Source organism: Spirosoma litoris (assembly GCF_054776755.1).
On record NZ_BAAHBI010000010.1, the window covers coordinates 246,298 to 272,497 of the forward strand.

General features: G+C 46.1%; 27 protein-coding genes. 23 read left to right on the forward strand and 4 right to left on the reverse strand.

Annotated elements, in window-relative coordinates:
- Positions 1–70: 70 nt before the first annotated feature.
- The 4 genes from ACYVGR_RS07455 (at position 71) to ACYVGR_RS07470 (ending at position 3,636) form a co-directional block, all read left to right on the forward strand.
- Positions 71–1,234: a cysteine desulfurase family protein gene (locus ACYVGR_RS07455; RefSeq protein WP_460955106.1), complete on the forward strand. Its 1,164-nt coding sequence runs from the start codon at positions 71–73 to the stop codon at positions 1,232–1,234.
- A 100-nt stretch (positions 1,235–1,334) separates the two neighbouring features.
- The gene (locus ACYVGR_RS07460) at positions 1,335–1,865 is read left to right on the forward strand and encodes a GrpB family protein (RefSeq protein WP_460955108.1); all 531 of its coding nucleotides are present in this window, start codon (positions 1,335–1,337) and stop codon (positions 1,863–1,865) included.
- Between the two features lie 50 nt (positions 1,866–1,915).
- On the forward strand, positions 1,916–2,341 hold the full coding sequence (locus ACYVGR_RS07465) for a hypothetical protein (RefSeq protein ID WP_460955110.1): 426 nt from the start codon (positions 1,916–1,918) through the stop codon (positions 2,339–2,341).
- Positions 2,342–2,793: 452 nt separating this feature from the next.
- A complete protein-coding gene (locus ACYVGR_RS07470; protein ID WP_460955112.1) occupies positions 2,794–3,636 on the forward strand; it encodes an endonuclease/exonuclease/phosphatase family protein in 843 nt (280 codons plus the stop codon).
- Between the two features lie 90 nt (positions 3,637–3,726).
- On the opposite strand, the gene ACYVGR_RS07475 is transcribed toward ACYVGR_RS07470, so the two are convergent.
- On the reverse strand, positions 3,727–4,326 hold the full coding sequence (locus tag ACYVGR_RS07475; protein ID WP_460955114.1) for an NAD(P)H-dependent oxidoreductase: 600 nt from the start codon (positions 4,324–4,326) through the stop codon (positions 3,727–3,729).
- Positions 4,327–4,454: 128 nt separating this feature from the next.
- On the opposite strand from ACYVGR_RS07475, the gene ACYVGR_RS07480 reads away from it, so the two are divergent.
- On the forward strand, positions 4,455–4,778 hold the full coding sequence (locus ACYVGR_RS07480; protein WP_460955116.1) for a hypothetical protein: 324 nt from the start codon (positions 4,455–4,457) through the stop codon (positions 4,776–4,778).
- A gap of 76 nt (positions 4,779–4,854) precedes the next feature.
- Here ACYVGR_RS07480 and ACYVGR_RS07485 read toward each other — a convergent pair whose 3' ends face one another.
- Entirely contained in the window at positions 4,855–5,973 is a 1,119-nt protein-coding gene (locus ACYVGR_RS07485) for a trans-sulfuration enzyme family protein (protein WP_460955118.1), read from the reverse strand.
- Positions 5,974–6,110: 137 nt separating this feature from the next.
- Here ACYVGR_RS07485 and ACYVGR_RS07490 point away from each other — a divergent pair, with 137 nt between their 5' ends.
- The 14 genes from ACYVGR_RS07490 (at position 6,111) to ACYVGR_RS07555 (ending at position 22,344) form a co-directional block, all read left to right on the forward strand.
- Positions 6,111–7,748, forward strand: coding sequence for a DUF1800 domain-containing protein (locus tag ACYVGR_RS07490; RefSeq protein ID WP_460955120.1), 1,638 nt, complete (start codon positions 6,111–6,113; stop codon positions 7,746–7,748).
- A 241-nt stretch (positions 7,749–7,989) separates the two neighbouring features.
- Positions 7,990–9,633 carry a DUF1800 domain-containing protein gene (locus ACYVGR_RS07495; protein WP_460955122.1) on the forward strand — a complete coding sequence of 548 codons (1,644 nt, stop codon included), beginning with the start codon at positions 7,990–7,992 and terminating at the stop codon, positions 9,631–9,633.
- A gap of 25 nt (positions 9,634–9,658) precedes the next feature.
- Positions 9,659–11,164, forward strand: a complete 1,506-nt coding sequence (locus tag ACYVGR_RS07500; protein WP_460955124.1) for a DUF1501 domain-containing protein — start codon at positions 9,659–9,661, stop codon at positions 11,162–11,164.
- 126 nt (positions 11,165–11,290) lie between these two features.
- Positions 11,291–12,130, forward strand: a complete 840-nt coding sequence (locus ACYVGR_RS07505; protein WP_460955126.1) for a crotonase/enoyl-CoA hydratase family protein — start codon at positions 11,291–11,293, stop codon at positions 12,128–12,130.
- 90 nt (positions 12,131–12,220) lie between these two features.
- Positions 12,221–13,105, forward strand: coding sequence for an SDR family oxidoreductase (locus ACYVGR_RS07510; RefSeq protein ID WP_460955128.1), 885 nt, complete (start codon positions 12,221–12,223; stop codon positions 13,103–13,105).
- 128 nt (positions 13,106–13,233) lie between these two features.
- Positions 13,234–13,752 (forward strand): DUF4494 domain-containing protein, encoded by a 519-nt coding sequence (locus tag ACYVGR_RS07515; protein WP_460955130.1) that lies wholly within the window; start codon positions 13,234–13,236, stop codon positions 13,750–13,752.
- A gap of 232 nt (positions 13,753–13,984) precedes the next feature.
- Positions 13,985–14,434, forward strand: a complete 450-nt coding sequence (locus tag ACYVGR_RS07520) for an HYC_CC_PP family protein (RefSeq protein ID WP_182463451.1) — start codon at positions 13,985–13,987, stop codon at positions 14,432–14,434.
- Between the two features lie 80 nt (positions 14,435–14,514).
- Positions 14,515–16,908: a TonB-dependent receptor gene (locus ACYVGR_RS07525; RefSeq protein ID WP_460955132.1), complete on the forward strand. Its 2,394-nt coding sequence runs from the start codon at positions 14,515–14,517 to the stop codon at positions 16,906–16,908.
- A complete protein-coding gene (locus ACYVGR_RS07530) occupies positions 16,908–17,504 on the forward strand; it encodes an AraC family transcriptional regulator (RefSeq protein ID WP_460955134.1) in 597 nt (198 codons plus the stop codon). The genes ACYVGR_RS07525 and ACYVGR_RS07530 overlap by 1 nt, the downstream gene beginning before the upstream one ends.
- 76 nt (positions 17,505–17,580) lie before the next feature.
- Complete coding sequence (locus ACYVGR_RS07535) at positions 17,581–18,708, forward strand: glycosyltransferase family 61 protein (protein WP_460955136.1); 1,128 nt, start codon at positions 17,581–17,583, stop codon at positions 18,706–18,708.
- Between the two features lie 111 nt (positions 18,709–18,819).
- Positions 18,820–19,167 (forward strand): four-helix bundle copper-binding protein, encoded by a 348-nt coding sequence (locus tag ACYVGR_RS07540; protein ID WP_460955138.1) that lies wholly within the window; start codon positions 18,820–18,822, stop codon positions 19,165–19,167.
- Positions 19,168–19,324: 157 nt separating this feature from the next.
- Positions 19,325–20,338: a sialidase family protein gene (locus ACYVGR_RS07545; protein WP_460955140.1), complete on the forward strand. Its 1,014-nt coding sequence runs from the start codon at positions 19,325–19,327 to the stop codon at positions 20,336–20,338.
- A 29-nt stretch (positions 20,339–20,367) separates the two neighbouring features.
- Entirely contained in the window at positions 20,368–21,885 is a 1,518-nt protein-coding gene (locus tag ACYVGR_RS07550; protein WP_460955142.1) for a hypothetical protein, read from the forward strand.
- 90 nt (positions 21,886–21,975) lie between these two features.
- Positions 21,976–22,344, forward strand: a complete 369-nt coding sequence (locus ACYVGR_RS07555) for a heavy-metal-associated domain-containing protein (RefSeq protein WP_182463445.1) — start codon at positions 21,976–21,978, stop codon at positions 22,342–22,344.
- A 70-nt stretch (positions 22,345–22,414) separates the two neighbouring features.
- On the opposite strand, the gene ACYVGR_RS07560 is transcribed toward ACYVGR_RS07555, so the two are convergent.
- The gene (locus tag ACYVGR_RS07560) at positions 22,415–22,783 is read right to left on the reverse strand and encodes a hypothetical protein (protein ID WP_460955144.1); all 369 of its coding nucleotides are present in this window, start codon (positions 22,781–22,783) and stop codon (positions 22,415–22,417) included.
- A 69-nt stretch (positions 22,784–22,852) separates the two neighbouring features.
- Entirely contained in the window at positions 22,853–23,392 is a 540-nt protein-coding gene (locus ACYVGR_RS07565) for a DUF1349 domain-containing protein (RefSeq protein WP_460955146.1), read from the reverse strand.
- A 165-nt stretch (positions 23,393–23,557) separates the two neighbouring features.
- Here ACYVGR_RS07565 and ACYVGR_RS07570 point away from each other — a divergent pair, with 165 nt between their 5' ends.
- The 4 genes from ACYVGR_RS07570 (at position 23,558) to ACYVGR_RS07585 (ending at position 26,127) form a co-directional block, all read left to right on the forward strand.
- Positions 23,558–24,058: a DUF4385 domain-containing protein gene (locus tag ACYVGR_RS07570; protein WP_460955148.1), complete on the forward strand. Its 501-nt coding sequence runs from the start codon at positions 23,558–23,560 to the stop codon at positions 24,056–24,058.
- Between the two features lie 115 nt (positions 24,059–24,173).
- On the forward strand, positions 24,174–25,061 hold the full coding sequence (locus tag ACYVGR_RS07575) for a bifunctional 5,10-methylenetetrahydrofolate dehydrogenase/5,10-methenyltetrahydrofolate cyclohydrolase (RefSeq protein WP_460955150.1): 888 nt from the start codon (positions 24,174–24,176) through the stop codon (positions 25,059–25,061).
- A gap of 18 nt (positions 25,062–25,079) precedes the next feature.
- A complete protein-coding gene (locus tag ACYVGR_RS07580) occupies positions 25,080–25,514 on the forward strand; it encodes a RusA family crossover junction endodeoxyribonuclease (protein ID WP_460955152.1) in 435 nt (144 codons plus the stop codon).
- Positions 25,504–26,127: a pPIWI-associating nuclease domain-containing protein gene (locus tag ACYVGR_RS07585; protein ID WP_460955154.1), complete on the forward strand. Its 624-nt coding sequence runs from the start codon at positions 25,504–25,506 to the stop codon at positions 26,125–26,127. Before ACYVGR_RS07580 ends, ACYVGR_RS07585 begins: the two co-directional genes overlap by 11 nt.
- Positions 26,128–26,200 lie beyond the last annotated feature (73 nt).

Below are 26,200 nucleotides of genomic sequence, written 5' to 3' on the forward strand. Positions count from 1 at the left end.
CCGATTTGGAATGTGTTTCATCTATAAACCAATCGCCGTACCTTTGCAAGGTATACAAACCTCATCGACAATGACACCCACCGCTGCCATTTACCTGGATAACGCTGCTACAACCCGACTTGATCCTGAAGTGCTAGAGGCTATGCTACCGCTTATGACGGAGCATTTTGGCAATCCATCGTCTATTCATAGCCACGGTCGAGCGGTGCGTACTGCTATCGAAAAAGCACGGAAAACAGTCGCGTCGTTACTGAACACATCGCCTGCCGAGATTTTCTTTACCTCAGGTGGTACTGAAGCAGATAACACCGCTATTCGAAGTAGCATTGAAACCTACGGATTAACGCATGCCATTACCTCACCGCTGGAACACCACGCTGTTTTGCACACGCTACAGCACCTGGCTGAACAGGGTACGATTCAATTGAGCATCGTCAACATCGACGAAAAAGGTAATATCGATCTGGCACATCTGGAAGAATTGCTCCGCACACAGCCCCGCTCGCTGGTGTCGCTGATGCATGGCAATAATGAAATTGCTAACCTGTTGAATTTGAATCGGGTAGGGGAGCTGTGTCGGACTTACGAGGCTATTTTTCATTCTGATACCGTGCAAACAATGGGTCATTTCCGGCACGATCTGCAAAAACTACCCGTTGATTTCATTGTTGGGGCAGGGCACAAATTTCATGGTCCCAAAGGGGTCGGATTTTTATACGTTAATGCGGATCGGGTGAAAATTCACCCATTTGTGTATGGAGGTGCGCAGGAGCGTAACATGCGCGGTGGTACCGAAAACGTATATGGTATCGTTGGGCTGGCCAAAGCGCTGGAAATTGCTTACCGTGATATGGATACGCATCAGCAACACATTACATCCCTGAAACGCCGGATGATTGAGCAACTTCGGGAAAAAATGCCAGATGTGCGTTTCAATGGTAATTCGGCTGATGTTGACAATAGCTTGTATACGGTGTTAAACGTAAGCTTACCTGCGTCGGAGATAAGCGATATGCTCTTGTTTAGCTTAGACATTGCGCGAATTTCTGCCTCAGGCGGGTCGGCCTGTTCAAGCGGATCAAGCATTGGGTCGCACGTGTTGGGGGCTCTTCCGGGATTGGACTCCGAGCGTGGCTATGTCCGGTTTTCGTTCGGGAAATACAATACCACAGATGAGATTGACTACGCCGTCGATACGCTCGTAGGGCTTTATCAGAAAGAGTTAGTAAAATAAGTATATTTTCTTTTTTGACAGGATTTACAGGATAAGGCAGGATTTAAGGGCAAAGAAAATCATGTTCATCCTGTAAATCCTGTCGAAAAAATACACCTCCATGCCAACTCCTTCCGTCGTTATCGCACCTTACAATCCTGATTGGGCTAGTTGGGCGCTTCAGGAAATTGACCGGCTTGCCCGGCCACTGAAGCCCAATCTGATTACGATCGAACATATTGGGTCAACATCTGTACCCGGCTTAGCCGCCAAACCGATTATTGACCTACTGCCGATTGTACACTCGTTAGAGATTCTGGACGAACAGCGATCAATTATTGAGGGACTAGGCTATCTGTGGTATGGCGAGTATGGAATTCCCGAAAGGCGCTATTGTAAACTGATCGACGCGGAGGCTAACCGAGTCTTTCATGTCCATTTCTTCCCCTCTACCTCTATTAGCGTTACACGACACCTGGCTTTTCGGGATTACTTACGAGCTTACCCGGCTATTGCAGAAGCGTATCAAAACGAAAAGCAGCGTGCGGCCGCCCTTCACCCGTTTGATTCATCGGCCTATACTGAGGAAAAATCAACTTGGATTCGACAACACGAGGCTGATGCCCTTGGCTGGTTTGCGAAGCAATTCTGAAATGGCTGCGAATTGAGCAGGTGCTTAACACAGTTACGATTACTCAACACATGAAAAAATTGATTCTTATCGTTCGTGATTATGGCTATTTGCAATGGTTAAGGGCTAATCATGATCACGAAGAGGCCCTTCAGAAAGGGAACGAACTGGCCGTTACCCTACTCACGATGTCTTGGAGTTTACCTACATTAGCATTCTTTGCAATTACAGTAAACCGGTTGGGATATGGATCATCTGCTCACCAGTTAAGAGGGCTGATTGATCAGAATGCTTTGTTGAAAATTTTGCTTGGCCTTTTTCTATTTGCTCCCTTTTATTGGCTTGCCAGGCGGAGCGTGCATGCACTTAATGACACCCCAATTGAGCCAAAGATGCCCTATCGGTGGTTAATGATTATCTCCTGGTCCATGTTGTTAATTGCTCTCTCGTTGACAGTCCTCATACCCTTACTGATCCAGGAGTTATTTCCCCGCTAATTCTGGCTAACCCATTCTAAAAGTCAAAACGAGCGACTACTCAAAATAGTAACACCGCGTAGATTCTGAAACCCAGTTTCTTCTACTTGCCTATAGGCTACATCTAAGCGGAAGCTATATTTCTAAGCTAAGAAAAGCTTAATATAACTGAGGTATAGTTTACAGTTTCTTAATGTAAGTAAGCCTATTTTTGCGGCATTAAAGCCGGTTTAATGCACTTCTCAACGATTAAAAAATGATACGTTTGGTTGGTTAACCTGGCTGACCAATATTCAGAGAAAATGGCACGAGAAAGTCTATCTATACCAATTTCTGGAGAATGATCGCCTATTAAACCCTGAAATCGGTCAGAATCTTGGCTGGTAGAAATCCGTAAGTTTCTGATTTGGGTAGTATATGCTGGCGCTGTAAAGCAAAACTATTAACGCCAGATAACCTTAAACTCGACCTAAATGCGCATACTAATTCCCCTTTTGCTTGGCAGTTTACTTGCAACAAATACTACATTCGCCCAAAAAGATGCACCTATTACGGTGGCCACCTACAATCTTCGCTACAATAATAAAGGCGATGGTATTAATGCCTGGCCTAACCGGAAAGAGAATGTAAAAGCCCTGATTCAGTTTCATGAATTTGACTTGTTCGGTACGCAGGAAGCGTTGCGTGGTCAATTAAATGATGTGGCTGAATTGAACGAGTTTGCCTTTTTAGGCGCCGGTCGCGACGATGGTAAGGAAGCCGGAGAACACTCGGCAATTTTCTACAAAAAAGACCGTTTCAAAGTACTTCAGTCAGGTAATTTCTGGTTGAGCGAAACGCCCGATAAGCCCGGTAAAGGCTGGGATGCCACCTGCTGCAACCGGATTTGCTCGTGGGCTAAATTCAATGATCTGAAGACGAAAAAAGACTTTTACTTTTTCAGTGTTCACTTTGATCATCAGGGTGTCGAAGCACGTCGACAGTCGGGAAAACTGATGGTGGAAAAGATTAAGGAAATTGCGGGAAACGTCCCTGTTATTCTCGTTGGTGATTTTAATTCGACGCCCGAAACGGAGCAGATTAAAACGATTCAGACACTCCTGGGCGATGCGCATAACGTGACGAAAACTCCGCCTTACGGGCCAGAAGGTACATTCAATAGCTTCAAATTCGATGCGCCAATGGATAATCGAATTGACTATATTTTTGTCAGTAAGCAGTTCGCCGTATTGAAATACGGCGTTTTAACGGATGCTAAAGACCAACGATACCCATCTGACCATCAACCCGTAATGGTGAAGGTGATTTTGAAATAGAAGACAGCAACAGGCTGATGAAATGCAAAAAAGCGGAGACCGTAATCTCCGCTTTTGCGTTTATGAGTAAATCAGAAAGGCGACACACATTTATTTTTCTACCAGCGCTGGTACTCCAATCCAGCGTTGAGCCACGGTCAAGGTATAGTCCAGAAAAGCCTTCGCTGTTCGCTCGTAGACTTCGTGGCCGATGAAATGACCATTTTCGTCCAGGTTTTTATCCGTTTCGTGCGACTCATATAGCTTTGGCGAAACGATGGAATAACTATGGGTGAAGCTGATAATTTTGTTTACCACCGTAGTCATATCCAGCGCTGGTTGCCGACCACCCCGCCCGTTTGAGATACCCACCATCGCAAATACTTTATTGTTAAATAGATGCTTGAAGGCAGGGCCACCTAGTTGGTGAATAGCGTTGGTAGCCTGTGGGGGGGCTGTCCAGTTGTATTCGGGCATCGCGAAAATCACTAGATCGGCAGATTCCCAACTGCTAATCAATGAATGCTGAAAAGGAGTTAGGGCGTCTTTTTTGACCGATTCCTGACCAACTAACGGTATATCGTATTCTTCAAATGATACTATCGAAACCTCATGCTGGCCTTCCTCGGCCAACAAGTGCCGGAGGTAGTTCACAAACCGTAATGAGTTACTGTTTTTGCGCGATGAGGTTGAAATTAGCGTAATTTTCATTGTGTTAGGTCATTCAATGCAAGTTATCTAGCTAACCCTGACCTTCAATCTTTAGTTTCGTAGCCAGATGCAACCCTTATGTGGAATTTGAGTCTATTAAGCATCTTTCAAACAGAAAGCCTAAACGTATGAAACTCGTCTACTTATTACTATTCTCTACAAGCTGTGCCTATGCCCAGGTGCCCGCAACCGCCGTTCGTCGGGATTCACTGCCATCAGGTTTTTCTGTGAGTCAGATGCCAATCGTAGGGTCTAACAACTCGTTTTATCGTTCCCCAACAGATCCTAAAAATGTTGTACGGGCTACCCTGGATAATATGCCCATAAAAGTGCCTGATTCGTCAACGAATTATACGATGATGCGCTCGTATCAACTTCATGCAAATCCCCAACAACAACCCCAGTTGTTTCTTGAACCACTGCCCAAAATAATACCTAAAAAATTTAAATAAGGGTAAGGTTATCCAAGTTTACATAGGCCATACCGATAAGATATAACCTGTGTAAATTTGGATAACCTATTGATAATTAGGTTAACGCCTGCGCTAAATCGGCAATCAGATCGTCGGCATATTCCAGGCCGACCGAGATGCGCAGTAAATTTTTTGGAGTTATAGAATTTGGCCCTTCGGCAGTGGCCCGGTGCTCAATTAGACTTTCCACTCCGCCCAGGCTTGTAGCCCGCGTAAACAAGGCCAACTTTCCAATAAACCGGATTGCTTCTTCGGCACCTCCTTTTACCTGTACCGACAACATGGCTCCAGGGCCTTTCATCTGTTGTTGAACCAACGCATGGCTGGCATGACTGGCCAAGCCTGGATAATGGACTTTCTCGACCGCTGAATGTCCTTGCAGAAACTCAGCAATGGCTTGTGCTGTAATGCTTTGTGCTCGTACCCGGACGCCCAGCGTTTTAATTCCCCGGCTAATCAGCCAGCAATCAAATGGCGACGGTACAGCGCCAGAAAGTCCTTGCAGTAGCTTCACGCGTTGGGCAAATTCATTGTCTTCTTTAAAAATCAGCGCGCCACCCAACACGTCGCTATGTCCACTCAGGTATTTGGTGGTTGAGTGCATAACCACATCGCAATTGAACTCGAACGGGCGTTGCAGCACGGGCGTAGCCCAGGTGTTATCGCATACACAAATAGCACCAGCCTCATGGGCAATCTGACTGACTGCTTGCAAATCAGTAATATCGAGCATCGGATTTGAGGGTGTTTCACACCAGATGACACGGGTATTTTCATGAATCGACGCTCGCACGGCATTCAGATCGCGCATATCGACGCGCGTATAGGTTAGCCCCCAGGGGTGAAAAACCTGTTCGAGCAGGGCAGGAGTGCCATAGTACGCATCAGTTGACAACAGTACATGGTCGCCGGGGCTGAGAGCCTGAAATAACGTCATCGTAGCTGCTTGCCCTGAGCCAAAAGCCATAGCTATGGCTCCTCCTTCGAGGGTTGCCAGCGCTTTCTCTAAGGCTTCCCGATTGGGGTTGTTTGGACGAGTGTAGAGGTAATTGGCTGGCAACTCATTCGCTTCATTGCGAGCATAGGTTGTTGATAAATAAATTGGCGGTACCACTACGCCCGTAACTGGATCGGGCTGGTGTGTAGCGCGGAGAGCAAGCGTATCGAAATGCATAAGCGGAAGAGCCGTAAAAACGGCTCATTTTTTGTATGCCGAATTTCTCGGTTTCCATTGGTAATTCCGCATTCGATAAGTCAAATTGTTTGCTACGGTGGTTCTCTTTTATTTTTCATTGGAACGAACTGGATATAATGGCATCTCTGGACGAATACACGCCGTTGCTGACGGCCAAAACAGCTGCTCATTTACTTCGACGGGCAACCTTTGGACCAACTCAGGCTGAAATTAGCAGCTTCACGGGACTGACAGCCGCTCAGGCCGTGCAACAACTTATCGCCAATGCCAATTACTCACCTCCGCCCCCGGTCGATCTGGATATAAATCAAGCCACTGCCGGACAAACCTATTTAGATAAGCCCTTTAATCACGATCGGAACTTCGATTTTGGGCATTACCTACGTTGCTGGTGGTTGGGATTGATGACTTCGCAGTCTGCTCCGCCCAGTTTGCTCGATAAACTGACGTTATTCTGGCAAAATCATTTCGTAACAACCCGCGAAATGGTTGGTGATTACCGTTTTCTAAACCAATACCTGTTACTGTTGCGGAATAATGCCCTCGGTAATTTTCGAACATTGGTTACGCAAATCTCGAAAGATCCGGCCATGCTTCGGTACCTGAATGGGAACGAGAATATAGTTGGTCAGCCGAATGAGAACTATGCCCGTGAGCTTCAGGAGCTGTTTACGGTGGGTGCTTTCGATTTTGCCGGGAATAAAAATTATACGGAAGATGATGTAAAAACAGCCGCCAAAGTATTGACGGGCTGGGAATACACGAACCATGAGGTAGATGGCTCAACGAGCTTTACAACAACCTTCACGGATGAAAAACACGACAGTACAGATAAAACATTTTCAGCGCATTATAACAATACAGTTATACTAGGCCGGGCAACCTCACTACTCGGCACAACATCGGCCGGGGATGCTGAGTTGAACGATTTGGTGTCGATGCTCCTGAACCATCCACATACGCCCCGGTTTATTTGTCGGAAGCTGTACCGATGGTATGTGAATCCAAATGTTACGCAAGTTATTGAAGACGAGATAATTGCCCATCTGGCGCAGTTGCTGGTCGACAGCAATTACACGATTCAGCCAGTGCTTGTTAAGCTATTAACGAGTCAGATTTTTTTCGATGAAACGAACATTGGCGCTATCGTTAAATCGCCTGCCGAACTAGCCATTGGGGCAATGCGATTTTTTAATCAGCGTGTGCCTGACATAACCACAGAATATGCGGCTTTTAAAACCTATTTCGATTTTGTGTTCTACCGCATGCAAGACATGCAGTTGGCCATTTTAGATCAATCGTCGGTATTTGGTTATGAAGCCTATTATCAAACCGGCTATTCGAAAATCTGGATCAATACAACCACCATGGGCTTTCGGTATGACTATACCGATGCCTACGTTTATCGATACCTTCAGGTAACCCCCGATTACTTGATGGGAATCGATGTGCTTGCCTGGGCAACAGCTCTTCAACCCAATTTCTCGGATGTTGCTGGAACGCCTGCCATTACGTGTGTGGATATACTCAATGGGTTCACGGTCAATTTATTTGTCTATGATTTACAGCCGTCTCAACAGGATTTCCTGATTGATACCATTATGATGCAGAACTTACCCCGTATGTCCTGGATCTTTCAATGGAACGCCTACCGAACCGATATAACGGATGGGGGAGCGCGTTATGAAGTGCGTGCCCGGCTGGAAAACCTAATGAAATACATGCTTCGTATGGCTGAGTATCATATTTTCTAAAACAACCCGGTCGTTAACTAGGTACTGATTAACGACAGATACTTAAACTGATTTTAAATCATGATTTTCAACGCACTTGTTCTTTGTGTTTTATTTATGATTTTATTAATATATAAACTTATATTTAAATAATTGCGTCTAGGGATTAGGTATATTACTGTTTTTTAACCTATTTTGTTGATTGAACGGTATATGTATGGTAAGGGTTTGTCTGTGCAACCTTACTGTTAGTCCCTTTTGAATGCCTTACTTAGATCAATACACAACAGTACTTACAGCTAAAACGGCAGCACATTTACTTCGGCGCGCCACCTTTGGGCCCACACAGGCCGAAATTACCAGCTTCACAGGCCTAACGGCTGCGCAGGCAGTGCAGCAACTGATCAGCAACGCGAACTACTCACCGTCGCCACCGATTGACTTGGATAGTACGCAAGCTACAGCCGGTCAAACCTACCTCGACAAACCATTCAATGGCGATCGGAATTTCGATTTTGGGCACTATCTGCGTTACTGGTGGCTGGGGCTTATGACTTCCCAAACCAGTCCACCGAGTTTGCTCGATAAGCTGACTCTTTTCTGGCAGAACCATTTCGTTACTACTCGCGAAGTAGTTGATGATTACCGGTTTGTGAATCAGTATTTGCTGGTACTGCGAAACAACGCCCTGGGCAATTTCCGCACTCTGGTTACCAAAATCAGTAAAGAGCCTGCCATGCTGCGGTATTTGAACGGCAATGAAAATGAGGTAGGCAAACCCAATGAAAACTATGCTCGTGAACTTCAGGAGCTGTTTACCGTGGGCGCAGTCGATTTTGCGGGGAATAAAAACTATACGGAGGACGATGTAAAAGCAGCAGCCCGCGTACTGACTGGCTGGCAATACACTAACTACTGGAAGGTTGGTTCAACCAGTTTTAATACAACGTTTACGCTGTCCAAACACGATTCGACGAATAAAACCTTTTCAGCGAAGTACAACAATACAGTCATCACAGGACGCTCTGCTAACCCATCAGCGACAGTGACAGCCGGTGATGCTGAGTTAGATGATTTGGTAACGATGTTGCTGAAACATCCGCAAACGCCCCGATTTATTTGTCGAAAACTCTATCGCTGGTATGTTAATCCCAACGTTACGCAAGCAATTGAAGATAACGTAATTATACCATTGGCTCAATTTTTGTCAAGTTCCAGTAACAACTATGCCATTCAGCCAGTGATTGTCAAATTGTTGACGAGTCAGATTTTTTTTGATAACGCAAATCGGGGAGCGATGATCAAATCTCCCGCCGATCTGGCGGTTGGCACCATGCGTTTTTTTAATCAGCCAGTGCCTGATATGAAGACCGATCACGCAGCCTTTAAAAAGTACTTCGATTTCATGTTCTGGCAAATGCGCGATATGCAAATGGCGCTTGTCGATCAGCCTTCTGTATTTGGGTACGATCCCTATTATCAGACTGGCTATTCAAAAATATGGCTGAACACTACTACGATTGCACTCCGAAGTAGTTATACAGATGCCTATATCTGGCGCTGGCTCGAAGTGGAGCCAGGTTATAATATGGGTATTGATTTGGTGGCCTGGGGAACATCTCTGCAGCCAAATTTTGCCGATGTAACTGGAACCGCTGCTATTTCTTGCGCAGATATACAGGCGGCTTTTGCCAAAAATCTGTTTGCTACAGACTTGTTCCAGACGCAAATCGATTTTCTGATTGACACGATCATGATGCAGGGGATTCCCCGTTCATCCTGGACGTTCGAATGGAACGCGTACCGCTCTGCACCGACGAATACAAACAAAAAGAATGCGGTGTTATGGCGGTTACAGAACCTGATGAAATATATGCTTCGTATGGCTGAGTATCAACTTTGCTGATAGCTATTGACTGAGAACTCCTTTTATGAAACGTAGAGATTTTTTAGCGGCAGCTTCGGCGAGTGTCTTGCCTGTGATGCTTGATGGATTTGGACTGAAAGCCATGTCACCTCAGTCGGCACTGGTTCAATCGCTGCTGGGGACAACGGCGCTTACCAGCGATCGGGTGTTGGTCATTGTCTACCTGAATGGGGGCAATGATGGTCTCAATACCGTGATTCCACTTGACCAGTATTCGTTATACAATGGGCTTCGAAGCAACATTGCGATTCCACAGAATGCTGTTCTTGGTTTAGATGGTAATCCGGCAACGGGGCTTCATCCCGCTATGACGGGAATGCGGGATTTGTATAACGATGGCAAGCTATCTATTATCCATTCAGTTTCATATCCCAACCCTGATCAATCTCATTACCGGGCTACCGATATCTGGATGACTGCCGTTGACTCAACTGTAACCTCTAATTCGGGTTGGGCCGGACGTTACCTCGAAAACCGATTTCCGGGTTATCCTGTAGGCTATCCGAATACGCAAATGGAAGATCCACTAGCTATTCAGATCGGTTACCTGACCTCAACGGCTTTGTTGGGTAGTCAGCAGTCAATGGGTATTGCGCTCAGTGATCCGAATAGTTTTTACCAATTAGTGGGCTCGGCCAGTGCGATCTCACCAACCGATCTTCCCTGCTGCGATGCGGGCGATTTGATTGCCTTTATCCGTAAACAACAGGCCTTGTCGGTGGGGTATGCCTCGGAAATAAAGGCGGCTGCCGATGCTGGACAAAACCTTGCGACCTATCCCGATAACGGCCTGAATTCCCTGGCTGATCAGTTGAAGATTGTAGCCCGATTGATTCATGGAGGATTAAAGACGAAGATTTATTTTGTGTCCCTAGGGGGCTTCGATACCCATTCGGGTCAGGTAGATGCCAGTGATACAACGGCCGGTAGTCATGCGGCACTCCTTGGAAAATTGTCTGCCGCGATTGCTACTTTTCAACAGGATTTGAAATTGCAGGGTACTGAGGATAAAGTAATTGGAATGACGTTTTCAGAGTTTGGCCGACGGGCTAATTCCAATAATTCGAAAGGTACCGATCACGGAATAGCAGCTCCCATGTTTGTTTTCGGTAGTAACGTAAAACACCGAACAATTGGGCAAAATCCCGATCTGGCGAACCTGGCAGGGGAGGTGGGTAACAAGGATGTGAACATGCAAATCGATTTCCGGCGAGTTTACACCGATATTCTCAACGATTGGTTTGGTACGCAGCATACCACAACGAATACATTGCTCTTTCATGAGTTTCCAACTGTTTCGCTGTTTTCCAATACCGTCGAAACCGTAACAACCGGAAACTGGAAAGACCCGAATGTCTGGACTGTGGGGCGAGTACCGTTTGCCAATGAGTATGTGAAAGTCAATGCAGGTCATACGCTGACGGTCGACAAAACGATCTCGGTTAAAAACATTCGACTCGAAGGTAAACTGCTCTTTACTGGGCCTTATTCCATTCAAATGACTGGCTAGTACGAACGAATAAGTAGGTGCCTGCTTTTGTTCGCTTTCCTGTTCCAGCTTTTAGGCAACGGGTTGCATTGCATTTGGTAATTCTGCTACCTTTACGCAATTCGTATGCATGCATACTATTAAGTAATGGAACAGACATATCAATCTTTATCCTTCACGCAGACCGATGGCGTGATGACCGTTTCGCTACTGGGGCCTGGCAAGGGCAATGCAATGGGACCAGAGTTTTGGGCGGAACTTCCCAAAGCAATGGACGAAATCAACCAGAAGCCCGACGTTCGTTGTATTGTATTTCGGGGCAGTGGCGACCATTTCAGTTATGGCCTCAACATTCCACAGATGATGCCTCTGCTGGGAAAAATGACCACCGGAACCGTATTGGCTCAGCAACGCGTAGAGCTAATGACGCAAATTCGGCAGATGCAGTCGGGTTTTCAGAAAATGCATGAATCGCCTAAGCCAGTCATTGCGGCTGTGCATGGTTGGTGTATTGGGGGAGGGTTGAATATGATTTCGGCCGCCGACATCCGACTCTGTTCCCGTGATGCCAAATTCAGTTTACGCGAAGCCAAACTGGCCATAACACCTGATATTGGCGGATTGCAATTTCTTCCTAACATTATTGGTCAGGGATTTACCCGCGAAATGGCCTTTACCGGTGCCGATTATGATGCGGCTTTTGCTGAGCGTACGGGCTTAGTGAACCACGTCTACGATACGCCCGATGCTTTATTTGCGGCCGCGGCAACACTTGCCCAGCAGATCGCCGATAACCCCGCCACAGCCGTGCAAGGTGCCAAACAAGTACTGAATTACAGCCAAAACAAATCCATCGAAGATGGCCTGCAATACGTAGCGGTCTGGAATTCGAGCCAATTACAATCCTCCGATTTCTCTGAAGCCATGCAGGCCACCATGGAGAAACGTAAAGCTGAGTTTAATAAGAAATCAAATCGAGGTTATTAAACGAGCGAAAGAGTGAATGAGTGAAAGAGCGAAAAGCTGACGCGAATGTTCTTCACTCTTACACTCTTTCGCTCTTTCACTCTTTAAGAAATGAACGCTACAGGCATGCTGCGCGACGACGCGCTGAAAGGGAAAACCATTATTGTTACCGGCGGAGGTACCGGTTTGGGGAAATCGGTCAGTCGGTATTTACTCCAGCTTGGAGCTAATGTCACGATTTGCAGTCGCAGACAAGCGGTAATTGATGCCACCGCGAGTGAGTTAATGGAGGAAACAGGAGGTGTCGTTCTTGCCGTGCCCTGCGACGTTCGTAATACGGCTGAGATTGAAAACGTCATGGCCAAAACCATTGAGAAATTTGGTCGTATTGATGGCTTGCTGAATAATTCTGCCGGAAACTTCATTAGTCCCACTGAGCGCCTGTCGTACAAAGCGTTTGATACGATTGTCGATATTGTCCTGCGCGGAACGTACTATTTCACGTTGGCGGTAGGAAAGTATTGGATCGAGAGCAAAATTCCGGGTACCGTTCTGAACATTTCAACTACGTATGCCACTACGGGTTCAGGATATGTAGTTCCGTCGGCTGTAGCCAAAGGTGGGGCCTTGATCATGATGAAATCACTGGCTGCCGAATGGGGGAAATACGGTATTCGACTCAATGCCATTGCACCTGGTCCGTTCCCGACGAAAGGTGCCTGGGATCGGTTGTTTCCCGAACCGCTGGCCAGCATGATGGACCCAACGAGCCGTATCCCTTTACATCGTGTTGGCGAACACGGCGAACTCGCCAATCTGGCGGCTTTCCTGCTGTCGGATTACTCCGGGTACATCACGGGCGAAAGCATTACGATTGATGGGGGCGAAGTACTCATGGCAGGTGAGTTTAGTCATCTGGAAAAAGTCACTTCTGAGCAGTGGGATATGATCGAACAAACCATCAAACAGGCCAACCGGGCGAGCAAAAAAGAGTGAAAGAATGAATGAGTGAAAAGTAGCTGGCACATCAATTATTCACTCATTCATTCTTTCGCTCTTTCACTCTTTTTTCGGCACCTTTGCAGCCCAATTTGTGTTCTATTTACGTACTAAAATTCGTTAAAATGCCCAACTGGTTTCTCGGAAAAATCCGCTATCAGCAACCCATTGACGACTCGAATGTCGGCAGCCGGAATGAAGAATTTATCAAGCAAAAAACCGTGACCGAAGCTTATCTGGTGGATGCCGTCAGCTATACCGAAGCCGAAGGACGTCTTTACCAGGAAATTGCTGCCAACACGCCCGATTTTGAGATTACGAATATCTCACGCATGAAATTAGCCGATGTCTTTTATAATGAAGATGGGGGCGAAGTGTGGTACAAAGTCAAAGCGATGTTTATCACGGATGACGAAAAGACGGGTAAACAGAAAAAAACACCGAGTGTAATGTTGGTGAATGCCGTGACGCCTAAAGAGGCTTACGAGCGGGTAGAAATAAGCCTGAAAACGGCCCTCGATCCATTTGAGATTACGGACGTTAACACAACCAAAATCCTGGAAGTTTTCCCATATAACGAAGAGGAACAACGTAATCTTCGCCCATTGAGTGAGGTGATAAAGCCTGAACCAGAGACGGTTTAACGTAAATAGTCAGACGGTTGTCAAGTATGGTCAGGTGTTGTCAGATATAGTTGATTGGTAATTCCTAACAACTCTTGACTATTACCTGAACACCCTGAACCACCCTCTGACTACTCCTGACTCCATTTGACGGCCATTTTTTACAGAATGGCCGTCTTTTTTTATGAAATTCAGGACTTTCATTCACAAATAGTTGCGTTGAATAGGAGCAAATCCGGATATTTGTCCCGTCATGAAACGCACTCTGTTCAAATACTTCAACCTACTAATGGCCTGCGTCGTGCTGCTGAGCAGTACTGGCTTTGGGTTGGTGGAGCATTCGTGCCAGATGCGTGGTAAGAAAAAAACGATGGTTGTTGCGTTCAGCGATGCCAAAACGCAAACAGGTTGTGCTACCGACAAAGGAGCTATGCCTGATGAGCAAACACTCGTTAAAAAGACACAATGCTGCCAGGATAATCAGCAATACGAGAATGTCGACATTTCGTCTTCGCTGAGTCAATTAGTAGCCAAGTTTGTTAAAACCATCACCGAAACGATTGCCGCGGGTGTCGTTAGTGTACTAACTTGGTTTTTTGAGTGGATTTTTGCCGGGAAATCGTCATCTGTTTCGGCTTTCCCATCTCCTCCTTCGCTTTCCGGGCGTGATATTCTGACGCTCGTTCGTAGTCTCCTTCTTTGATACGCTGATTGATCTGTTTTTCCCACGCCAGTAGCTATTGGTGCAGGTTTTGCCGTATTTATTTATCAATCAACGAATTCATGAAAAATTTCTGTTTATGGATTGTGGTGCTGACGATTGCTCCGTGGCTTACTCAGTCAGGCATCGTTCAGGCTGCACCCCGCCAAATTTTTACCGCCGATTCTACCCAACCAACATCTATTCGCGGGCGGGTAAGCGAATTGGTCAATACAAAGCAAGTGCCACTTGTAGGCGCAACAGTGCAATGGGCTAATACATCGGTAGGGACGCTGACAGATGATGCAGGCCATTTTCAATTGCCTTTTCAAACAACTTCCAATCGGCTGATTGTGAGTTATGTGGGCTATCAATCTGATACCATTACGGTGACCAGCCGAACTGCCGAAGTGGCTATAACGCTACGAAGCACCCGAACGTTACAGGAAGTAACCGTATCGGGCGCTCCAGGCCAGGTCGATCGAATCAACCCAATCCAGACCGAATTCATCAACCAGCGAACGCTGGCCAAAGCGGCTTGCTGCAACCTCTCCGAAAGCTTCGAAACCAATGCGTCGGTGAGTGTGTCGTATAGCGATGCCGTTACGGGCGCTAAGCAGATCCAGTTTCTGGGGCTGGGCGGTCAATACGTGCAGACGAATGTTGAAAATATCCCGACGGTGCGTGGATTAGCTACGACTTTTGGCTTAAACTATATTCCGGGTACCTGGATTACGAGTATCGATGTCGGTAAGGGTGCTGGCTCGGTAGTCAACGGCTATGAGTCGATGAGTGGCCAGATGAACGTCGAACTACAAAAGCCAGATGATGCCAACAAACTGTTTCTCAATGCTTATGCTAACAGTTTTGGGCGTTTTGAAGGCAATATCAATTGGTCGAAAGTATTGTCCACCAAAAAAAGTGAACCGGAGTATCTATGGCCCGGACGTGCGCAAACGCAGCCAGCGATTGTACCAACCCCCAAATGGAGTGTCGGTATTTTGGGTCATGCCAGTACACTGCGTACAGAAATTGACCAGAACAACGACGGTTTTCGCGATTTGCCACTTTATACACAGCTTAACCTCATTAATCGATACAAATACAATAGTGATCGGTTTATGGCGCAATTTGGGGTAAAAGCGCTTTATGAAGACCGTGATGGTGGCCAACTGTCGCGCTTCGGCGACAATCGGTATAAGTTTGGGAATACCACAAAACGCTTGGAGTTTTTCTCAAAAACAGCTGTTCTGTATCCGAATAAACCTTATCAGGGATTAGGCTTAATTATTAACGGAGTTCATCACGATCAAACAGCCGTTATCGGGTTTCGACCCTATACTGGCCAGCAACGAACCATCTACGCCAACCTGATTTATCAGAATATCATCGGCAATACAAATCACGCCTATAAAGCTGGATTGAGCTATCTGTTAGATGATTACAGGGAAGAGCTGGGTTCCCTGCTAACTAAACGAACAGAATCGGTGCCGGGTATATTTGCCGAATATACCTATACATATCCTGAAAAACTGACGCTGGTATTAGGCGGACGTTTCGATTACCACAATTTGTTCGGGCCTCAATGGACTCCGCGGGCGCACCTTAAATACAACGTCAATCGGGACCTGACCGTACGGGTTTCGGGCGGACGGGGCTTTCGGGTAGCTAACCCGATCAGCGAAAATATGGGTTTCCTGGTCAGTTCACGGGCTATTTTTATGTATGAAAACCAGAATGCCGGACCCTACGTCAACTGGCAGCTGGGGCCACGTAAACCCGAAATCAGTTGGAACTATGGGATAAGCCTGACGCAAGATTTTACTTTGTTAGGCAAAAAAGCATCACTGGTGCTTGATTATTATCGGACTGATTTTCAGAACCAGTTAGTGGTTAATGTTGAGAATTCGTCGAGCATCTATTTTTACAATCTGAATGACGAATACCATCATGGCCGCTCGTTTGCCAATAGCTTCCAGGCTGAGTTGAACGTACAACCCGCCCGTCGATTCGATGTGAAACTGGCCTATCGGCTTTTTGATACGCGGCAAAGTACTGCCATGCCTGATGGTGATACCTTATTGCTACCCAGGATGATGGTAGCCCGTGAGCGAGTATTGCTGAATGTAGCGTATGCGTTGCCTTTCGATAAGTGGAAATTTGATGCAACCTTGCAGTGGAACGGCCCCCGCCGTATTCACTACCTACGCGAAGGCTACGTTCACCCAAGTAATGAAAATGTGCCAACTGATTACTCTCCGAGTTTCGCCAATCTGAACGCACAGTTAAGCCGGGCATTCAGGAGTGGTTTGGAATTCTATGTGGGCGGAGAAAACCTGACGGGATTTCGGCAGTTGAATCCTATTTTCGATGCCAGTAATCCGTACGGACCCGATTTTGATGCCGCTGGCCGGGCGTGGGGGCCGGTAACCGGGCGCATGATTTATGTAGGATTTCGATTTAAACCCGTAAACTAATGACACTGACCATCCGAAATATGGTGTGCGACCGGTGCAAGCGGGTTGTACGTGAGGAGTTAGAAAAACTTGGCTTAATACTAGGCCGGGTTGAACTGGGTGAAGTGGACGTAATGAATGCTCCGTCAACGATTGATTTGGCTACGATTCGCCAAGTCATGCAGGCGAATGGCTTCGACTTAGTGGATGATAAGAAGCAGGCTTTGGTTGAGCAGATGAAAATTCTGTTAATAAATGAAATCCAGCATCTGAAAGGGGAACGGCTGCCAACCGAAAACTATTCTACTTTTTTAGAGCGTAAAATCGGGTATGAGTACTCGCATTTGAGTAACTTGTTTTCGGCCAGCGAAGGACACACCCTCGAAAAGTATATTATAGCGCTTAAAATTGAGAAAGTAAAAGAGTGGTTGCGCTATGATGAGCTGACCCTGAGCGAAATAGCCTGGCGATTGAGTTATAGTAGTGTTCAGCACCTATCGACCCAATTTCGGCAAGTGACGGGCCAAACACCTGGCCAGTTTCGGAAGGCGACTCAGGTAAATCGGCGAAATTTGGATGCATTGTTCATGAACGAATCGGGTGAGGGGAAAGGATAATCGATAGGGCGATGGTGAACAGCACGTTCGACACAGAGTGCTTAGGTAAACGGTAACTTTAACAGTATAAATTCTGATGATGAGACGTTTACGGGATCTACTAAAAACCTTTCTGGAAGCGCTGTTGAAGCGATTTGGAGTTGTCTTGTTAACGAAGCAAGAGACAGAGGAATACCTAAGTTCGTACATTGTGGCGGTTTGTCCGGAAACCCAGATCGTACTGCCTGCTGTCCCCAATACAGCTCATCCCGCGACCCTTGTGTTTAAGCCAATTGAAGCGGTTGCCCACCAGAGCTATGTTTGGGATTATAAACCAATCCCCTCTAAAACGACTCAGTTGCCGTTTGGCGGCATCCTGACGAATACTAAACTACTTTGCACCGACTTCGAGCGCTATCATTTAGTGCAAAACTTCTTGAAAAAAGGAAACCGGACCCGAGTTGTGCACGATATTCTCATTGCCCCCTGGACGCATATGTTAGATGGTATTGCTTTTGGAGGGTATTATGATTTTGTGATTTTGGTGGCGGCAAAATTGTGCCGAATCCGGGAAGCGCTACCCGAGGCTGTTTTTGCTGAAGCCGTTCTGGCATATCCTTTGTTTAATACGGAGTATGAACGTGAGTATCTGTCGTTAATTGGGTTTGCACCAGATCGTACTTTGGACAGTCGCCTGTATGAGATTCAATTTAACGAGTGTATACTTGGGAATAGCGGACACTGGTTTTATCCGAATATGGCTGATATTGTAGCCTTGAAAAAGCAGGTCGAAAGCCAAGTGAAACCAGTACGAACGGCCCATAACCGAATCTACATAAGCCGTTCAGGCCGACGGCGTGTGGTCAACGAAGACGCCCTGATTGAGTTACTGAAAAAGTATAATTTCACCATTATTGATGACAGGCCCAGGTCTGTTGCCGAACAGGTGGCTATCTACAAAAATGCGTCGTTCATCATTGGGCCGCATGGCGCTTCATTCACCAACATTATTTGGTGTGAGCCGGGTACTCACCTCTTCGAGCTGTTCACGTCTACGATGGTTGTCGATCATTTTCGGTATCTGTCTCAATTAATGGGCATGAGGTATTCGGCTTATTACCATGTAATTATGATGGGGAATAGCCGACATTCCCTTGAGGAAGACCTTTTTGTATCTATTGCCGACTTGGAGCAAAGTCTAAACAACTTGCTTCAGACTGCATAGGCACTATTAGCTGTATTTATACAGTTCGTCCCTAATTATGTAAAAACCCTATCGAGTGTGTGTAGTTATTTTGTCAGACCAACGGTGGTCGATAAAACGACAACAACGATTATGGAAACGATGCAACACACGCATACCCATGTAGACACCTGTTTCGAATGCGCCGAAGCCTGCGTAACGGCTTGCCTGGAAATGGGCGACAAAGATGGAAAAGGTCATGACATGACGGCTTGCATTAAACTCTGCCGCGATTGTGCTGATATCTGTACACTGTGCGGCCGTTTGGATGCCAGGGGCTCCGATTTCTCCCGCGATTTTATGGTATTGTGTGCCGAAGTCTGTGAAGCCTGTGCCAAAGAATGTGAAAAACACGCGGGCCATCACGCGCATTGTAAAGCCTGCGCTGAAGCCTGTCGCAAATGTGCCGAAGAATGTCGGTCTATGTCGGCAAGTGCATAAAACGTTTGATGGCTTTAGTGCTTGTACCCACGGTCTTTAGAGCGTGCTAGTTTCGCAATAAACACTCCCTCCGTGGGTACAAGCAGTACTAAAGCAATTAGTCTATACAAAACCTGCAATCAATTCGATGCATTCATTACTTAGTTTTCTGTTTATAATGAACCTACTAATCGGCCCGCCAGCGATTACGGGCAAACAAGTAGGTAAAGGCAAGCATCCATCGGTAGCCGCCGACCCCGCCGGAAAGGTGCATATCGTGTACGGTCAAGGCGAACTTATTTACTATACCTACACTTCGGATGGTGACCAGTTTGCCAAACCTGTGCAGGTCGATAGCCTGCCAGGATTGCATCTGGGCGCGTCGAGAGGGCCACAAATCGCGGCTACTAAACAGTCGGTGGTGGTAACGGCCATTGATAAAGCGGGCAATGTCTGGTCGTATACTCGAGTAAATGCGACGGGGAAATGGCAGAAACGGGTTCGGGTGAATGATGTAGGCGATGTAGCCAAAGAGGGTTTTGTAGCCCTAACCGCCGGACCCGATAATACGTATATGGCCATTTGGCTCGATTTGCGGGGAGATAACCAGAACAAAATCGTAGGAGCACGCTCGATAGATGGTGGACAAACGTGGTTGTCCAATCAGGTTTTATACCAATCGCCGGATGGAACAGTCTGTGAATGCTGTCAGCTCTCGATTGTAAGCCAGCGCCAGCAGGTTGCTATTATGTTTCGCAATTTCATCAACGGTGCCCGTGATATGTATCTGGTCCGGTCAAGCGATGGAGGGAAAACATTTGGTAAGGCCGAAAAACTAGGCGAAGGTACCTGGCCATTAAAGGCTTGTCCAATGGATGGGGGAGGTCTATTTATGGCTACAGATGGTAAGCTCTCGACTGTATGGCGCCGAAACGATAAGTTATTTATTGCCAAACCAGGGCAACCCGAAACTGAATATGCCACGGGTAAGAATGCAAAGATTGTGACAACATCCGGGGGCAATTACATTGTCTTTCAACAGGATGGTCAAATTTGGGGTACATCGCCCGGTCAGACAAAACCTGCTCTTATCAGTACAGGAGGCTATCCTAAGTTGGCGCTAATGCCTAAAAATAAGGTACTCTGTTTGTGGGAGCAAGAAGGTACCGTTCAGGTAGGATTCGTACCCTGAATCAAAGCAATTTATTGAATTACAGCGTTATGAATAAATTTATTTTGGTGTTTTTTCTCGGCTTTGTACACATCGCTATGGCGCAGCACCAACATCACGAAGGTATGTCTATGCCAATAAAAAGTAAATCTGCTGGCGATACAACCAAGCCGATGAACCACTCGATGCATAGCGGCATGGATATGAGTAAGCATGAGGGCATGGATATGGCCGGTATGATGGACGCTCAGGATACCCGAAATTTTGGCTTTACGATGGATACAACTATGGGAATGACGCACTCATTGTCTCGTAATCTATCCATGAACCGCAACGGATCGGGTACGTCGTGGCATCCAGATAATACGCCTATGTATGCCTACATGAGTCAGCCTGCGAACAAGAAGTGGAGTTACATGCTGCACTATGCTGTTTATCTGCGTTACACCAGTCAAAATATCAACAATGACAGTAAGCGGGGGCAAGGAAGTCAATTTGGGGCACCGAACTGGGTTATGGGCATGGCACAGCGGAAAGTTGGACAACGGGGGCTATTTCAGGTGCGGGCTATGATTTCGCTCGATCCACTTACCGTGGGGAATGGTGGTTATCCCTTGCTGTTTCAAACTGGCGAATCCTACAAAGGACAGCCACTGATTGATAAACAACACCCGCACGATCTGGTCTCGGAGCTTTCGGTCAGCTACAGTCATGCATTCAGCAAAGACATCGACTTATTCGGCTACGTTGGTTATCCCGGCGAGCCTGCTTTGGGGCCACCTGCCTTTATGCACCGCATTTCGTCGTTCAACAATCCAGATGCACCCTTAAGCCATCACTGGCAGGATGCCACGCACATCTTATTTGGTGTAGCAACAGTTGGCTTTCGCTATAAATGGATGAAGCTGGAAGGTTCTACGTTCAAAGGGCGAGAGCCTGACGAAAATCGGTACAACTTCGACAAACCTCAATTTAACAGTTATTCCTATCGACTGTCGGTAAATCCGTCGCCTTCTTTTGCCATGCAGTTTTCGCAGGGATTTTTGCATAGTCCAGAAGAAGCGCACCCAGAGGAGAACATAACCCGAACAACGGCATCTATTTTGCATAGTAAAGGGTTAGGGCCGGACAAGTACGTAACATCGGCCCTTATCTGGGGGCGAAATAGCCACGATGGGGCAGGCGAAAACTCATTTCTGGCCGAAAGTAGTTGGCAAATGAATAAACTAGCGGTGTACGGGCGCTATGAGAATGTGACGAAATCGGCGGAGGAAATGGGCCTTTACCAGCCAACTTCGTCTAGTGAAATTGGCCGAATTACTAAAGATCAACAGTTTGTGATTAATAATTTGACACTTGGCACCAATTATCGGCTGGTACAGACACACAATACCGACTTAGTGCTGGGGGTACAAATTACAGGGAGTATGCCTTCTTCATCGTTGGAAACATTTTATGGGAAAACGCCCGTTTCAGGAGAAATTTACCTCCGCTTGTCGCCCAGTTTAATGACAATGCGAACGATGAATCATTCGGGACATGGTCGAATGAAAGGAATGAATCAGTAACTAAATAAAATTCCGCCTACTGGGTGTATCTACGTGGGCACCAATTTAATTGAGTTTTCGTTATCAATTCACTATAAACCACTTACAACTATGTTGCGTAACCTGTTTCTAACCGCCCTGACCTCATTGGTGCTTTTGGGCAACTCGTTTGCCAGTGCGCCAAATCGGGACGACAAAGAGAAGGAAGTTAAGATCAAGACATCGGCCATCTGTGGCATGTGCAAGGCCCGTATCGAACGGAATCTGGCCTTCGAAAAGGGGGTTAAAGAAGCTGACCTGGATGTAAAATCGAAAGTTGTTACCATTAAATACAATCCTGCCAAGACGGATATTTCTAAACTGAAAGCCAATATCAGTAAAACCGGCTACGACGCCGAAGAAGTAACTGCCGATCCTGTAGGCTACAACAAATTACCCAGCTGCTGCAAGAAAGGTAGCGAGATGGAAAGTCATCAATAAGTTAAGGTTTTCCTATACGAGAAGTCCCGAAATCCATGGATTTCGGGATTTCTTTTTTGTTATGGTTTGATTACTGCTTTGTTGTGTAATCAATACGTATGACCTGCTTCCGATTTTCAGTTGGGCGTTCGATGACCATGTTGGTAATGTGATTCCCCGATTTGTTGACTACTTCTTTTGCATACTTGCCATTGAGCGTTGGCTTGCCATTAAGAATATAGAGTACAGTACCGTCTGGATAGTCGAATATCTTGATAGTATAGCTATAAGCAAACTCAGACTTCACATCCTTCGATACATAATCTATGATTTCAGAATCAGATCGTTTGATTTGTTGGTAGGTTGGGAAAGGCTCAGTAGCAGTTTTCGCTTGCCCATAAAGAAGGCTACTCGTGAGTGTCAGACTAACTAAGAAAGCAAATACAGCGTAGTTCTTCATGGATTTTAGTGCTTTATCAAACGTGACCCTGAAATGGGCTCAAGAGTTGCAGCAGGTTTTAAGGGAAACTTACGAAATGTCCAATACTGAGAACTGCTCAAAAGTCACATCGAATCCTCCGCCATCGGGAGCGGCTGCCATCAGGCCGATTTGTACAGAAACATCGGCAGGAAAGTAAGCTAACCGCAGCATTTGATAGGTAAAATCGTCGAACGAATAATCAATGCGTACTGAGTTGTTCTGTCGGGTAAGACGGAAGTAAACGAACGGTGGATTATGAGGTTGCGGGCACACCGACCAGTCTGAAAATTCGCGCGTAACTACTGCGCTTACCTGTTGTTGCTCATCAACATATTCGATCCCCGTCTTGATCCAGTTGCGATTGTCGAGCCTCAGCATCAACCCTGCCTGGTCATATTGATTTTTATATTGGCCAGACACCTTCACACTGGCTACAAAATCACCTGCCTGCTCACGATAATAGAAATGCCCGTTATCGCGGATAAACTCATAATGAGTCACCCGCCAGAAATCGGTGTCGCCTTCGGCCCGCAGGTACAGCCAGTCCCGTTCTTCCGACCAGATTGCCGGTTTATTGTACCAAATCATAGGTAATCTTTTAGAACGAAAGTATAAAAAAACGGTAGACCATTGGCGTGGCTTGACCGAAATAAACGCATTGGTGCCGTATCAACTCAACTCTCGTTTGCCGTGAGAATAGCTATTTTACTCTGTTTATTGTTATAAAAAGTAGCAACAATTAGCCGTAAGCCAATGCCCTCAACTGACCGTGCCTTTAACTATGATCTCGATTACCGAAATCTAAATCTCCGCGAACAGCCTGAACTTTATCGGGTCGGAAAAGGAGAGATGGGCGTACTTTTGGTACAGCCCTATAAGTCCGAAATTCTCCCATATTGGCGGTTTAAAACACCGGAAATCGCCCGTGAGTCATCCGAAAAGATTTATCAGCTCTTTCTGGATTATAAAGCCAATGGGGATTTCATTGGCATGGATATGGCTCGGAAGTTTTTACAAATGGGCTACACGCGCTCAAGGCGTTACGCAAATCATGCCAGTGGTCAGAAATACAACGGCCCCGTTCCGGATGATAAAAAAGGTCAGTCGGGGGCGCATGGCCGCGAGCAGCTTCCGCGTGATGAAGACCCCATAAAAGCAGAATCGGCCCGGATTTTTTATGGAAAGTATCTGGAAGCACGCGAAGATGAAACCTATAAGAAGTTGAAAAAGGAATGGCAGGAGCAGTATGGGTAGTTTGCCAATCTTTGCGACCTTTGCGACTTAGTCAATAATTGAGGGTTGAGCGTGGTCAATAGTTAGCCATTAACCAACAACTATTGACTAACGACTAATCACTATTGACTATCGTATGCAACTCCTTGACGGTAAATTCCTTTCAGCACAAATCAAACAGGAAATCGCGGCCGAAGTCGCACAAATTAAAGAACAGGGCGGTAAAATCCCGCATCTCGTGGCGATTCTGGTTGGGAATAAGGGGGCTTCAGAAACCTATGTAGCCTCGAAAATGAAAAACTGTGAAGAGGTGGGTATGCACTCGACGCTGATCCGCTTCGATCCTTCGGTTACTGAAGAAGAGCTACTCGATAAAGTTCGGGAGGTAAACGAAAACCCCGATATGGATGGTCTGATTGTGCAGCTTCCATTGCCAGATCATATCAATCCTGATCGCGTTATGGAAACGATCAGCCCCGCAAAAGATGTAGATGGTTTCCACCCGATCAACATTGGGCGCATGGCCAAAGGGTTGCCTGCTTACATTTCGGCAACACCACAAGGAGTACTGGAAATGCTGAAACGGTACGATATTCAAACGTCAGGGAAGCATTGTGTTGTGGTTGGCCGGAGCCAAATTGTGGGTTTGCCCATGTCTATTTTGATGCAGCGCAACACCTATCCTGGTAACTGTACCGTTACGCTCACGCACAGCCGGACCACGAATCTGGCCGAAATCTGTCGCTCGGCCGATATTTTGGTTGCAGCTCTTGGAAAACCCGAATTTGTAACGGCCGACATGGTTAAAGAGGGAGCCGTTGTTATTGATGTGGGCTTAGAGCGCGTACCTGATGCCAGCAAGAAAAGCGGTTTTGCCCTGAAAGGCGACGTGAAATTTGATGAAGTTGCGCCAAAAACAAGTTTCATCACGCCCGTTCCCGGTGGCGTTGGGCTGATGACAATCTGCTCGCTCATGCAGAATACGCTGAAGGCCGCGCGGGGAGAGATTTATGGAATGCACTAATTCAAAGGTTCACGTTAAATGTATAGTTTCATTGTCAATGCGCAGCCTAAATCATACAATAGTAGAAAACCGCAGAATTATCAACGTCTAATAGTATCAGCTTTTAAGGAAAACTATCCTGCACATGCACCTTTGGAAATAGAGTTGTATGGATTGATTTACCATTTCTTTCGGCGGGATATCGGTATTGATGCGGATAATCTTAGTAAACCCATTTGGGATAGTTTAAAAGGAGTCGTATTTGACGATGACAAACAGATTAAAATGCGTATTGCTGGAAGCTTCGATCTTACAGCAAACGACTTTACAGTTATTGATTTCTCAGGGTTACCTGGTAAAGATATTGGTTTGTTACTAGAAGCAATAGAAACTGAGGAGCATGTACTTTATGTTGAATGTGGTAGCTTCACGATGGATATGATTCGGTTAAATCTGGAAAGAAATGGAAATTAGACAGCAATACCTGCAACGTTATCTACATGATATAGCTATTGATCAATTAGTAGCTGACTATCAGGCTAAAGGGTATCAGGTTACGAAAGAAGAGAAAGTCGGCAACTACCAAGCTGATTTAGTTGCGAAACGGGAAGGTGAAGTAGTAGTGGTTGAAGTGAAAACGGGTAGAATGACAGCCCAGAAACGAAGAGAGCTTACTGAAATTGGCGATTATGTACGAACTCAGAAAAATTATAAGTTCTTAGTAGTAATAGCTACCCCGCCTAAGCCAAAGAAAATTGACATACCCAATCTAGATCAATTGCTTCTAGATCATTTAATTAATCACTTTCCAAGTCAACTAGATGAATTATCCTCCCATACACGAATTATAGATGTGTCAGATGTCGTTGTCAACGAGCTAACTGTTAGTGAGGATGGAAGTATCACTGTGAAAGGGAATGGTATCGTAGAAGTTGAACTTCACTATGGTTCGAAAGACGACCAGACAGAAACAGATGATACGTTTCCATTCGACTTTGAGGTTATTCTAAAATACAACCTGAATCATGAATTATTTCTATCAGGTGTGGACAAGATTGATGTTGACACGTCGTCATTCTACGAGTAAAAAAACGTCAAGTTCTGATGACAATCAACTCGCTCATGCAGAATACGCTGAAGGAAATTTATTAGCGATTAGC